At 43.2% G+C, this 13372-nt stretch carries 12 protein-coding genes; 4 read left to right on the top strand and 8 right to left on the bottom strand.

Annotation, left to right across the window (positions count from 1 at the left end; translation table 11 throughout):
• Positions 1-67: 67 nt before the first annotated feature.
• From QPK24_RS02750 to QPK24_RS02740, 3 genes are all read right to left on the bottom strand, one after another.
• On the bottom strand, positions 68-811 hold the full coding sequence (locus QPK24_RS02750) for a MerR family transcriptional regulator (RefSeq protein WP_285745963.1): 744 nt from the start codon (positions 809-811) through the stop codon (positions 68-70).
• Between the two features lie 296 nt (positions 812-1107).
• A complete protein-coding gene (locus tag QPK24_RS02745) occupies positions 1108-2535 on the bottom strand; it encodes an aldehyde dehydrogenase family protein (protein ID WP_285745961.1) in 1428 nt (475 codons plus the stop codon).
• A 364-nt stretch (positions 2536-2899) separates the two neighbouring features.
• Positions 2900-5227 carry a heavy metal translocating P-type ATPase gene (locus QPK24_RS02740; RefSeq protein ID WP_285745959.1) on the bottom strand — a complete coding sequence of 776 codons (2328 nt, stop codon included), beginning with the start codon at positions 5225-5227 and terminating at the stop codon, positions 2900-2902.
• 191 nt (positions 5228-5418) lie between these two features.
• On the opposite strand from QPK24_RS02740, the gene QPK24_RS02735 reads away from it, so the two are divergent.
• A complete protein-coding gene (locus QPK24_RS02735; RefSeq protein WP_285745957.1) occupies positions 5419-5793 on the top strand; it encodes an ArsR/SmtB family transcription factor in 375 nt (124 codons plus the stop codon).
• Between the two features lie 70 nt (positions 5794-5863).
• Here QPK24_RS02735 and QPK24_RS02730 read toward each other — a convergent pair whose 3' ends face one another.
• On the bottom strand, positions 5864-7006 hold the full coding sequence (locus QPK24_RS02730) for an AI-2E family transporter (protein WP_285745955.1): 1143 nt from the start codon (positions 7004-7006) through the stop codon (positions 5864-5866).
• Positions 7007-7466: 460 nt separating this feature from the next.
• Here QPK24_RS02730 and QPK24_RS02725 point away from each other — a divergent pair, with 460 nt between their 5' ends.
• The 3 genes from QPK24_RS02725 to QPK24_RS02715 all read left to right on the top strand — a co-directional run bounded on the left by QPK24_RS02725 (position 7467) and on the right by QPK24_RS02715 (position 9948).
• Positions 7467-8750 carry an ammonium transporter gene (locus QPK24_RS02725; protein WP_285745953.1) on the top strand — a complete coding sequence of 428 codons (1284 nt, stop codon included), beginning with the start codon at positions 7467-7469 and terminating at the stop codon, positions 8748-8750.
• A gap of 471 nt (positions 8751-9221) precedes the next feature.
• Positions 9222-9392, top strand: a complete 171-nt coding sequence (locus tag QPK24_RS02720; RefSeq protein WP_285745951.1) for a hypothetical protein — start codon at positions 9222-9224, stop codon at positions 9390-9392.
• Positions 9393-9462: 70 nt separating this feature from the next.
• On the top strand, positions 9463-9948 hold the full coding sequence (locus QPK24_RS02715) for a CarD family transcriptional regulator (RefSeq protein WP_285745949.1): 486 nt from the start codon (positions 9463-9465) through the stop codon (positions 9946-9948).
• A gap of 76 nt (positions 9949-10024) precedes the next feature.
• On the opposite strand, the gene QPK24_RS02710 is transcribed toward QPK24_RS02715, so the two are convergent.
• The 4 genes from QPK24_RS02710 to QPK24_RS02695 all read right to left on the bottom strand — a co-directional run bounded on the left by QPK24_RS02710 (position 10025) and on the right by QPK24_RS02695 (position 13237).
• Positions 10025-11008: a Gfo/Idh/MocA family protein gene (locus QPK24_RS02710; RefSeq protein WP_285745947.1), complete on the bottom strand. Its 984-nt coding sequence runs from the start codon at positions 11006-11008 to the stop codon at positions 10025-10027.
• A 133-nt stretch (positions 11009-11141) separates the two neighbouring features.
• Positions 11142-11453: an ArsR/SmtB family transcription factor gene (locus QPK24_RS02705; protein ID WP_285749051.1), complete on the bottom strand. Its 312-nt coding sequence runs from the start codon at positions 11451-11453 to the stop codon at positions 11142-11144.
• 105 nt (positions 11454-11558) lie between these two features.
• Positions 11559-12638: a copper resistance D family protein gene (locus tag QPK24_RS02700; RefSeq protein WP_285745945.1), complete on the bottom strand. Its 1080-nt coding sequence runs from the start codon at positions 12636-12638 to the stop codon at positions 11559-11561.
• Between the two features lie 2 nt (positions 12639-12640).
• A complete protein-coding gene (locus QPK24_RS02695; RefSeq protein ID WP_285745943.1) occupies positions 12641-13237 on the bottom strand; it encodes a copper resistance CopC family protein in 597 nt (198 codons plus the stop codon).
• Positions 13238-13372 lie beyond the last annotated feature (135 nt).

Raw genomic sequence — 13372 nt, 5'->3', positions numbered from 1 at the left:
AATAAAGCATTAAAAAACAGACACCTCGAGAATTCTCTCAAGGTGCCTGTTTTTTATAGGATTACACTCACTTCAGTTCCCGATCCGCCAGCACGAGCATACTGTCACGCATATACTCTGCCATCCCCGGATGGTAACGATTATATATCTCCCTATACTGTATCTTATCCACGTAAAGATCTGCCAGGCCTTTATATATCGTTGCTGTCGGCGTATAAAATTGTTTAACCCAATCTAAGTGCATTCGTACCGTTCTTTGTACTTCCTCACTTGCAGGAGTGAGTCCCCTCTCCATCGCTTGTTGAAGCTGTTCATTAATCATATCCAGCGTCTCCTGGGATGATAAATATTCTTCCTGCACCCGAGTAGTAGAGTTACTTAACTCCATCTCGATTTCGCTTGGGGAGAGGCTTGGTCCCTTCTTTTCGCTTCGTTCCTCCTCGCTGAAACCTCTAAATAGATGATCTGGTTCGATCTCTTTATGGAGTTCTAGCGACTCAATCGTTTCATCTACGGACTGGATTAACGTATGAATTCGAGAAGATTCTCTGAGTAAATGCAGCCGATGATCGTGCAGTCTGCCCAGCAGTTCCTTCGGTTCCGATTGCATTCGTTCTTTAATTTGATTGACTGATAAAGATCGTTCCCGGTATAACATAATCTGCTGAAGTGCAAGCAAGCTATCATATCCATACTTCGGTGCATGATCTACGTCACCGTGTGATTCAAGTAAACCTTCTTCCTCGTAGGAAGTTAATGTCTCTTGATCCACTCCTGTAAAAGAGGAAAGATCATCTAATGTATACTGCAACGCTCACACCCCCTTCCTGCTGTTTTTTAATTTGAATGATTGCTTACTGTGGGTCATGTTCTATAGGATTAAGTACATTTGAACGTCTAAGCTTCTCATTTTACTATATATGGTTAGTTACCCATTCTGTTCAGAATGAACCTAGTTATAAGAAAAAAGAACATGAAACAATGTTCTAATGAATCAATTTCATAATACCTTTCGTTGCTTTAGTCAGGAGTATATATAGATCAAAATGGTTCTATTTGTCTATATATAGTTACAAACTTATCGTTTTAATGAGTTATGAAATTGATTCAATTACGGTTAATGACCACAAGCTTAAGTTCCGTCATTGCATCCAGCGCATATTTGATGCCTTCTCTGCCAAATCCACTTTGTTTCACACCCCCGTAAGGCATATGGTCTACGCGAAAAGTAGGAATATCATTAATCATCACGCCGCCCACCTCAAGTGTATCTGCTGCTTTCATCGCATCATTGATGTTTTGTGTGAAGATACCCGCTTGAAGTCCATACATGGAATCGTTTACCAGCTGGATCGCTTCCGTGACCGAGTTCACGCTATGAACTACAACGACCGGTCCAAATACCTCCTGACAGGAGACTTTTGCAGAAAGTGGCACATGGGTTAAGATGGTTGGTTTAAGCACTCGGCCTTCCATCTCTCCGCCAATCACTACTTTCGCTCCCTCTGCCTTCGCTTCCTGAATCCAGTCCCTTACTCGCTGTGTATCCTCCTCTGTAATGAGCGCCGATACATCCGTATTCGGGTCCGAAGGATCACCTGTACGCAGCTTAGAGACTTTCTCAGTTAGAAGCTTGGTGAAGGATTCGGCAATCTCTTCATGAACATAAACTCGCTGCACGGAGATACATACCTGGCCTTGGTAAGAATAAGCACCGGCTGTCACCCGCTCTGCAATGGCTTCTAAATCTCCTGGTTCTTTATCGATAATGACCGCAGCATTCGAGCCAAGTTCAAGTGTCACCCCTTTTAAGCCTGCTTTCTCTCGAATTCCCGTTCCGACTTTCGGACTCCCTGTGAATGTAATATGCTTCACACGCGAGTCAGTAACCAGCTTATCCCCGATCATTTTCCCATTCCCGCTTATCACCTGAAGAGCACCTTTGGGCAAACCTGCTTTTTCAAATAACTCCGCGATAAGATAGGCAGACAAAGGCGTCTGTCCCGCAGGTTTTAACACGATTGTATTCCCAGCTGCGATGGCAGGTCCAAGCTTATGTGCAACCAGATTCATCGGAAAATTAAATGGCGTGATCGCTCCGACCACACCGACAGGTTCTTTTACCGTGTAAGCAATTCTTCCCTCTCCGCCAGCTGCCGCATCCATAGGAATCGTCTCGCCCTGAATTCGTTTGGCTTCCTCTGCTGCAAAACGGTACGTTTCGATCGTCCGATCCACCTCAGCCTTTGCTGCCTTGAGAGGTTTTGCAGCCTCTTTAGCGATCTGCTCTGCAGCTTCGTCTTTCCGCTCTTCTAAAAGCTCTGCAACTTTTGCAAGAATGCAAGAACGCTCGTGTGCAGGCATCTTGCGCATCACTTTAAAAGCTTCCGCTGCTCCTTCAACAGCATCTTCTACATCTTGTTCTGATGCAATAGCAACTTGTGCGATGGTTTCTTCACTGTAAGGAGAAAGCAGTGTCGTATAGGATTTTGCTTCTCTCCATTGTCCGTTAATATATAAATGCTGTAGTAACATTTTAGGACCTCCATTCGAATTAGTAGTTAAAAATGATCTATGAAAATAAGAACTGATCTAATTGTTATCCTCTTGAATCAATTTCATAACTCAAAATAGAATCACTTTGATCTATATCCTCTCGATTAAAGCAACTAAAGATTATATGAAATTGATTCCTTATAAAGTAATATCCCGCTGACAGTAATTAAAACAATAATTGCTAACATTTTTCGCCTATGTACATAGGTTTAGAAGAAGAATTGTCTTAGGGAATCTAAGGAGGAACTGGAATTTAGTGAATGGAGAAACGTAAAACAAACCCTAAAAAAAGCCTCCTCCAGTAAAAAGGAAGAGGCTTCGTTTTGATAGTGTAAATAGGTTGCTATTTAACTGCTGAAGCAGGTTCTTTGTATCCCAAGATCCGCATAGCGTTTAGTACAGCAAGAACAGTCACACCCACATCAGAGAAGACAGCTTCCCACATGGTTGCTATGCCGAATGCACCAAGAATAAGGAACACCGCTTTAACACCCAGTGCAAAGATAATATTTTGCCATACAATAGTGCGGGTCCGTTTCGCAATGCGAATCGCCGTTGCAATCTTAGAAGGTTCATCCGTCATGATGACAATATCAGCAGCTTCAATCGCCGCATCCGACCCGAGACCTCCCATCGCAACACCCACATCAGCTTGGGCAAGAACAGGGGTATCATTAATGCCGTCACCCACAAACATCACTTTCTCTTTCGCATCTTTCGAAGCAGTAATCCGCTCCATCTGTTCCACTTTATGCTGCGGAAGCAGTTCTGCGTGCACCTCATCTACTCCAAGTTCCTTTGCAACAGATTCGGCAACAGATCGAACGTCCCCAGTAAGCATCACTGTCTTATGAATCGAGAGGGAACGAAGATCATCCAGCGCCCGGGCAGCATCTGCTTTGATTCGGTCCGAGATAACAAGGTGCCCTGCATATGCCCCATCAACTGCCACATGAATAACTGTACCGTATGCTGCTGCCTCCTCGTAAGCAACTTCTTGCTGTTTCATGAGTTTCGTATTCCCTGCAAAGATGATATGACCATCCACCCTTGCCCTAATTCCATAACCTGATAATTCCTCATAATCTGTAACCCGCTCTTCTTGAAGCGCTTCTTGATATGCTTTTCGAATAGATGCCGCAATTGGATGATGAGAATGCAGTTCTGTATAAGCTGTATATTCTAATAACTGTTGTTTGGCTTCCTCTTCTGAACCAGCAGAAGCAAGGAACTTACGAGAAGGATAAATCCCGGATACTTCAAAAACGCCTTCCGTAAGAGTTCCCGTTTTATCAAATACGACTGTTTTCACTTGACTCAAAGCTTCGAGGTAATTTCCGCCTTTTACAAGCACCCCTGCTTTGGATGCCGCTCCAATGCCTCCAAAAAATCCAAGCGGAATGGAAACAACAAGGGCACAAGGACAGGAGATAACAAGAAAGATCAGCGCCCGGTACAGCCAATCTGAGAATTCAGCACCACTCATCACAAGCGGTGGGATGATGGCTAACAGCAGGGCTACAATGACGACAATCGGAGTATATACCCTTGCAAATTTATTAATAAATGTTTCCGTAGGTGCTTTTTTGTTTGATGCATTTTGGACAAGATCCAGAATTTTGGATACGGTGGACTCACCGTAAGTTTTGGATACTTTTATTTTCAAGACACCATTTAGATTAACAAATCCACTCAGCATCTCACTGCCCGGCTCTGCTTCTCTAGGAAGAGACTCTCCTGTCAGTGCAGAGGTATCAAGCATAGAGGTCCCTGATATTACGACTCCATCAAGCGGTACCCGCTCTCCGGGCTTCACAACAATAATATTCCCTATTTCAACTTGTTCAGGTGAGATTTTATGAGTGCCTTGGTCTGTCTCCACGTTTGCATAGTCCGGCCGTATGTTCATTAATGACTGAATGGACTTACGTGAACGGTTCACAGCAAGACTCTGAAACATCTCTCCAATCTGATAAAACAACATGACTGCAACAGCTTCCGGGTATTCCCGAATGGCAAACGCGCCCAACGTTGCGATGGACATCAGGAAAAATTCATCAAATACCTGGCCTCTTGCAATATTGCGAACAGCTTGCCATAACACATCACCGCCAATCAGCAGATAAGCAAGCACAAACAAGGAGACTTCAGCCCAGCCACCGATCGGCAGCAGTGCTGCGAGAACAGCAAGGATCGTTCCTGCACCAAGCCGTACAGCAACTTTACGCATTTGGGCTGAACTATGATCATGACTATGTCCTTCATGCCCGTCCGCTTCGCCGTGGCTGTGATCATGTCCGTGGTGATCATGTCCGTGGTGATCATGTCCGTGGTGATCATGTCCGTGGTGATCATGTCCGTGGTGATCATGGGCATGATGCTGATGGACATGCCCATTTTTTCTGCCCTCTTTTTGAGGGGTTCTCGCTCCTATGACGGAAACTTTAATATGCGAATCAAGTTGTTTAATTTTACGTTTTGCTTCCGTGATGACATCTTCTTTCGTCTCATCTTCTGCAGTAAGAATCAATTTACATGTTGCAAAGTTAACTGTTGCAGACGTGACTCCTTGCAGTTTACTTACTCCATTTTCAATCTTCATTGCACAGTTCGCACAGTCAAGACCATCCAAAAGCAGTTCATATCTTACTTGTTTGGTTTCATTACTCACGCTCTGTCATCTCCTCTGACTTCCCATGGAAATCGTTAAAAGTAATATATGAGCAACTGTTCATATGTTTATGGATTTATTATATGCACCTGTCAAAGACGAAGTCAATGATACTTGGAACAATAAATATATATTTATACACTTCCCCTTATTTTGGCTATAATAAAACAATATAAGAGGCGGTGATACACATGGAAAATCAAAAAATAATACCGATTGAAGATTGTGATGCAACATGCTCTGGTTCGGAAGCTTCACTAGACAACCTTAAAAACTCCTTGCTTGATAAAACAACGTCGGTACAAATGGCAGACTGGTTTAAGGCATTTAGTGATCCGACCCGCCTTCGTATTATTGATGCATTATTACAGAGAGAATTATGCGTTCATGATCTCACAGTACTTTTGGATATGGGACAATCCGCCATCTCTCATCAGCTCCGTTCCCTGCGCAACATGCGTATCGTGAAGCGGCGCAAAGAAGGAAAAACCGTATATTATTCGCTCGACGATGGACATATTGAACAAATCTTCATTCAGACTCTTCAGCATATTAAACACGAGTAACATCGGTTTACCTTTCTTCGAAAATAAAAAGAAGCATTCCTGCAGTTAACGTCTGCAAGAATGCTTCTTTTTATTTTATATCCTGATCGTAGAGCCCCGAACCATCCCTGAACCAGTTGAATAGATGGGTGAAGAGCACTTTAAGAACGGCATAACCGGGTACGGCCAGCAAGATCCCAACCACTCCAAACAAATTCCCCGCTGTCAGAATGACAAAAATAATGGTAATGGGATGCACTTTAAGCGATTTTCCCATAATCTGCGGAGATATGAATTTCCCTTCGATCAGCTGAACAATTGTCCAAACGGCGATCATTTTCAGCAGCATTACCGGTGACGTAAAGGCAGCAACGAGAAGCGCAGGTGTGATCGCGATTGCCGGTCCGAGATAAGGAACAATACTCGTAAAGGCAGCAATCACAGCAAGGATAAGCGCATAATCAAGACCGATAATGACATAGCCAATATACAGCAGAACACCAATACAGAAGCTCACAATAATCTGTCCGCGAATATACGAGCTGATCTGATGATTGGATTCGGCAAGAATTCGAGTTGTCCCTGGCCGCATCTTTGTTGGCAGGAAAGACAACAGATAATTAGGCAGTTTTTTGCCGTCTTTTAATAAATAGAAAAGAATGAACGGCACGGTGACGATGGTGAGCACGGTCTCTGTTAGGATTCCTAAGAAACCGCCAATTCCTGAAAAAGTCGTATCCAAAATCGTGCTCGCCTGTTTAGATAAGTCCTGAATCATCGTATCCAAATCAAAATTAACTGCGGATTGAATCTGTGTCAGATACTGACTTCCAATAAACTGTTCAAACTGAAAGGCTACATTTTCATAATATCTTGGGAAATTAAGAATTAAGTCCTCAATCTGTTGCCGCACAACGGGAACGACCGCAAGGATCACAATCGTAATAATAGCTGCAATTAGAAGATATAAGATCAGAATCGAATATATTCTTTTTAAACCTCGGCGTTCTAATATGTCCACCAGCGGATTCAGTAAATAATACACTACACCTGTTAATAAAATCGGTATCACAATGGTCCTAAGCAAAACTTCTAAAGGCCGAAAAACGAATGAAACTTTGGTAAAGACCATAATATTGAGACCAATCAATAAGATGATCAACAAAAAAAGAACAAATTTATTATTGAGAAAAAAACGCTTAAATCTGTCTGGCCAAACTCTCTCTTGTTCCATATATGCATCCCTTTCTTACGATCCAATAGCTCCTATATATATATTAATGAAAAAAGCCCAATTTTCATACGTTTTTCTAGGATGATCGTTTCAAAAACCAAAAGTTTTATAAAAACGAATTGTGTCATATATATGTTATATATTAGTTATTTAATGTAAATATACTGTTTTATGTGCTTGATCATCCTAATATCTATTCAATTTCGAATAATTAATGAATTACTTATATTAAATATGTAATAAAGTGCAAATAATAATACAAATAATGTGTGCACAAAATAAATTTTACAGAATCTTATGTTAGATATATTGACAAAGTATAATTTTCGCTCTACAATACGGTCAAAGCCTTACAAACAAACTTTACCATTTGTGAGAATAGAAGGTTGTTGTCCTCGTTCTCATATTGCAGTCAGCAGCGTGATGCAAGTCATTTTATACAAACAAGGAGTGGTTCAAGATGGAGGTCATCGGAATAAACAGTGTTTGGGTCATGCTGGGAGCCATTTTGGTATTATTCATGCAAGGCGGATTCATTCTTCTTGAAGCAGGTTCAACTCGAATGAAGAACGCCGGTCACGTTGCAGGCAAGACGATCTTCACCGTCGGGATTGTATCCATTGTATTTTGGGCAGTGGGTTATGCGCTGATCTTTGGCGGTCAAGGAAATGCACTCATTGGTTGGGGCGATTACTTCGCTTTTAATGTCACAGGCTCTTCTGCAGATGACATCATAGCCCCAAGCGTTATGTTCATCTTTCAGCTTGCTTTTGCTGCCGTATCCATGTCCATCGCTTGGGGCGGTTTTGCCGAAAGAGCAAAATTATCCTCGTATCTCATCTTCGCTGTTCTCTTCTCCGTACTTGTATATCCTGTTATTGCACACTGGATTTGGGGCGGCGGCTGGCTCTCTGAACATGGAGACCAAGACTTTGCTGGTTCCACAGTAGTTCATTTAACAGGGGCTTGTGCAGCTTTAGCAGCAACAATTCTGTTAAAACCACGGATCGGTAAATACAATAAAGATGGTAAACCAAACCATATGCCAGGTCATAACCAAGTCTTTACAACACTCGGCGTAATGATTCTATGGGTAGGCTGGTTCGGATTTAATGCAGGCAGTACACTAACCGTGGAAGATGGAAGTTTCTTCGGATTTGTTGCCATCAATACACAGCTTGGTGCCGCAGCCGGTGCTGTTGCTGCTCTCCTCGTTGCTTGGGCCTTTATGGGAAAAGCGGATGTAGGCATGATGTTAAACGGTGCGCTTGCCGGACTTGTTGCCATCACCGCATCTTGTGCTTATGTAGATTCCTGGGCTGCCATTGTGATCGGCCTGATTGCCGGTATCCTCGTCTTTTTCAGCATCCGCTTCTTCGAGAAAATGAGAATTGATGATCCTATCGCAGCCTTGTCTGCTCATGGTACTGCAGGAATCTGGGGTACACTGTCCACTGGTTTCTTTGCTACTCCTGAACTGGTCGAAAAACTTGCGGTAGGTAACCCGGGTCTATTCTATGGCGGCGGCTTCGGACAGCTGGGCGTTCAGGCACTCGGTGTTGTTACATGCGCAATCTACGCCTTCGCAGTATCCTTCGCAATTCTATGGGTCATGAAGAAAACGATCGGTATTCGCGTATCCGAAGAGGAAGAACTCGTTGGTCTTGATCTGAGTGAACACGGAACATATGGATACCCAGAGCAACTCTCCGCAGAGATCAAAAAATCAAACCTCCCCCTCTAATTCATTTTCCTCCGTAACGGCTGGATGGTTTCCCAAACCATTCAGCCGATTTTGCGTTGTCGCATACTTTGATCTCGGCCTTTTTGAAAGCAAGGTTGGACATCGGGGGATTTAGGAGTTTCCTAGATCTCTGCGACTTTTGGCTTTGGCTGGACTATTGCTTCTTCGAATCTACTTATGTCCAGACAAAACAAGTGGAGCAGGGAGCTTGGAAACACCGTCCTCCCCTTACTCCAACCGCATCACTTTGAACTCGCCCCTTTGAAAGGTGGCTTGGACATCGGGGGATTTGGGTGTTTCCTAGATCTCTGCGACTTTTGGCTTTGGCTGGACCACTGCTTCTTCGAATCTACTTATGTCCAGACAAAACAAGTGGAGCAGGGAGCTTGGAAACACCGTCCTCCCCTTACTCCAACCGCATCACTTTGAACTCGCCCCTTTGAAAGGTGGCTTGGACATCGGGGGATTTGGGTGTTTCCTAGATCTCTGCGACTTTTGGCTTTGGCTGGACCACTGCTTCTTCGAATCTACTTATGTCCAGACAAAACAAGTGGAGCAGGGAGCTTGGAAACACCGCCTCCCCTTACTCCAACCTCACTAAAACCAGGCCGATTTCAAACGTATGCTATAATAGAAGAATAACTCACGGCGAACACCCAACTAAATCAGGGTCTTTTTTTATTTCAAGGTCTTCGGAAAGGAAGTTTTATCTATGTTTCAAGTAGGCGATTATATTTTCTACCCCATGTACGGTGCAGGTCATATTGAGGCTATGGAAGAGAAGGAAATTCTCGGAGAGAAAAAATGGTATTACCAGGTGACCATTGAGCATCCGGTCATGGAAGTCTCATTTCCGATCCATAATGCTGAATCGCTCGGCATTCGGAGTATTGCGGATGAGGAAATGCTGGAAAGCGCACGATCCGTACTTTTGGAACAAAGTTCTGAACTCCCCTCCAATCCTACGGCAAGACAGCAAAATCTGCTGAATAAACTGAAAACAGGTGAACTTACTATGGAGCTGCAAGTTATCCGTGATTTGAGTCATCTGAGTTCAAAAAAATCACTTGGCTGGACTGACAAAAACATGCTGAACAATGCACGTAAACTTGTCATCAGCGAACTCATCACCGCTCGAAATATTTCGCCTGAAGAAGCAGCTCTTCTACTCGATAATACCCTTCATGCGGTACACTAATTATTCCTAAATAAAAAGATGCAAATAACCCGGCCGCCTTTCGTTCTGCGTACCGGGCCTCTTTTTGTTCTCTAGTTTAACGATCTGCAGGGTAGACAAGCCCAATCTGTCTTCGAACCGTGTCCATGATCGCCATGGTTACACTGGAATGATGATGTGAATTCACAGGTGATTCCAGCTCTCCGCTTTGTACAAGACGGATAAACTCCGCTGCCTCGTACTTCATAGCAGGTTCATTTGATACTTCCGAGATCGTCTCTGTTTCACCCTGTCGATAATGAATCTGCACTTTTCCAGGCGTACTAATGTGATCAATAACCATACTTCCCTCTTCCCCCTGGATTTCGGATGGCAGATAAGAGTTCGTTATTTTGGAGTACGTAATGACTCCTTCCATTTCCTTGTACTGCAACACGATACTTCCCTCACCATCTACACCCGAATTAAGCATCACACTGGTTGCTTTGATATTCTCAGGCTGGCCAAACAGGACAACCATCGGGTAGATGCAGTACACTCCAATATCCATCAAGGAGCCGTTAGAGAACTCGGGCTTAAAAGCATTAAGAACCTTACCTTCTTTATATGCATCATAGCGAGAGGAATACTGACAATAGTTCACATTATATTTACGAACCGTGCCCAGCTTAGGCAGCTCCTCTTGGATTTTTGCAAAACCCGGAAGAAGTGTTGATTTCATCGCTTCCATTAACACAACCTGATTTGCTGCAGCTGCGTCCAGCATATCTTGAAGCTGTTTACTATTAGAAGCAATTGGTTTCTCACACAAAACATGCTTCCCATGATTCATCATGAGGATCGCTTGCTCACTATGTAATGAATTTGGGCTGGCAATGTACACAGCATCGAGCTCTTCACTCGCAGCCATATGTTCTAAATTTGTATAGATAAATTCTGCACCGTGTTTTTCAGCAAATTGTTTAGCGCGTTCCTCCGTCCGTGAATAAACTGCCGTAAGCTTGAAATCAGTGAGTGTGCTTGCCGCCTCCAGAAAACGCTCTGTAATCGTGTTTGTTCCAATAATACCGAAGCGTACCACGTTACCCCTCCTCTTCGTCACTTTTCTTTTTTTGTCATTGTATCATAAATAGGACGAGGAGATTTTGATAGTCCCTTACGTATCTTTATATCTAGGAATCTAGATAATTATAATGAAAAAAAAGCCTCCTTTCTTATAGATTTTTTTTGAGTTCATCACAAAACTGCTGAATGACCTCTTCATTTCGTCTGTAATATGTCCACTGACCAACACGTTCTGACAAGAGCAGGCCGGCCTTTTGCATTGATAATAAATAATTCGAAATAACGGATTGTGCAAGCCCTGCCTTCGCTTGAATATCTCCTACACATACTCCTTTTGTCCAATCTCCGTTAGGAGGAGCATGGTACCGATCACCGAAATGTTCTTCGGGTTTTTTGAGCCATTCAAGAATATCCCGCCTTGTCTCATTCGACAACACTTTATGAATCATTATAGGTTCCATAAGCTTCATTATATATGCTCCTATCTATTTGTAAATAAAAATACCGCCTTTATCCTTGAAATAAAGGCGGTATCGATAACTATTTTATCTTTCATCCGGTATGCGCTATGCTACACTTAACATTAGGCTTCCGTAAGCAGTGAGTACAAACAGAAATCCAAGAATTAGTAACATTACAGGGCTTGCTTTTTTGTTTGTAAATGAAATGATCATCCCAGCAAGGATTAGTAGAGCAAACCCTGCAAGAGCAGCCGCTGGGAACGTAATGCCCCAGTTCAGCGGTACACCAGCCTCAGGATGAAGCATCAGGAAGATTGCCGACGGATCATTGTACTGCAGTGTTTCAGCAACCGTGTGAGGTGGTGCTTCCTGCGACATTAAGGCTGTGAACAAGAGTACAAATAGAATAAGAATGGTTTCTGCTTTGAGCCAAGGAATGACAGCAAAACCTTGATTCTGTTTCATTTTACTCCGAATTAAAAATCCATTACACAATCCGCAAATAATAATCGGAACAAACAGTAAATGTTTCATTAACAATGCCTGCCCATACGGCAGAATCCAGGAGTTTACATATTCAGGTACCGTGTAGCTCATCGTAAGCAGTCCCGATCCCAAGATAAGTACGACACAAGCGATTGATACTGGGGTGAACCATTTCAGAAAACGATCCCAGTTCCGCGCTTCTGCTGTAAACCACGCAATAGCAAAAAGAACTCCTGCCCATACAGCCATAGAAAGCATATGAACGGTTTGAATGACAGCTCCCTTAAATCCTTCAATCGCACCTAAGTGGCTGGAATAGCCGAATGTTGCAATGATACACAGAACAATCAGCAAGGATGGATAGAGTATCTTTTTGTTGTGAAGGGCATCTTTTATCAGCATAAAGGTAAGGAGTAATAATAAACAGAGTCCAAATACCAAGAGATATGCTTTCCCCTCTTTAAAAGAGAATAGGACGGTGGACAGTGCTTTTCCATATCCAATACCTGAACCAAAACGAATAATAATCTGGAGCAGGGGTGCAAAAGATAAAACCATCGTCCCCACGATACTCCAGATCACCGCCTGACGCGGGATACGGAGCCCAGGTCTTGCATTACCCGGAACAAGATGAACAATCAAACTTCCCATAAGAAACGCATAACAGATGTATAGCAGACCTTCGCTAAGAAAACCCATTTTTATTTTTTCCCTTTACGTCTTACGGCTACATAGACACCCGCAATAACAACAACGACGATGAGCGCAATCCAAATTCCTGCATTTCCTGTATTGCCAGCTTCTGTTTCTTGTACATCGTCTGCTGCAGGTGCCGCCGTATTCACTTGTTCATCTACTGTATCTTCGCTGGTTACAGGTGTATCCGTGTTTGTATTTTCATCCTCTACAGCAGTATTGTCCGGCTGTTCCGGCTCCACTGGTGCATCTACGGTAAATGCGTATTCGTTATTAATCGTATGACCATCTTCCCCGACAATCGTCCAGTCTACCTTGTAAACTCCATTCGGCAATGGTTCATTTAACTTCGCTGTCAGCGTGTTTTCTTTGACCTCGATATTCGCCAGGTCCATGACGCTGCCTTCTTCATTTACTACTTTAATCTCACTAAGCGGCTCAATTGGTGTTTCAAACGTAAGAACTAATTCATCCAGCGCAGAAGTCACCGTATCTCCATTTCCAGGGACCGCACTTTCTAGACCCGTATGTGCAAAAGCAGCGCCTGGCAGCAGCACTAAAAACAGAACCAGCGTAAGAATTCCTTTTTTCATCATTTTCATTATCGATCCTTTCTCTTCCAGTAGTTTATGTAACACTCCCATACGACTCAGCATAACCCATCCTTTCGGAGCAAAAGAATAGCCCAGACGGGTCATACTTTTCCTAAAAAGCAGGCGAAACGGGTTGAATTATGA

The sequence above is a fragment of the Paenibacillus polygoni genome (assembly GCF_030263935.1).
Lineage (GTDB): Bacteria > Bacillota > Bacilli > Paenibacillales > Paenibacillaceae > Paenibacillus > Paenibacillus polygoni.
This window is presented reverse-complemented; position numbering and strand designations above follow the sequence as displayed.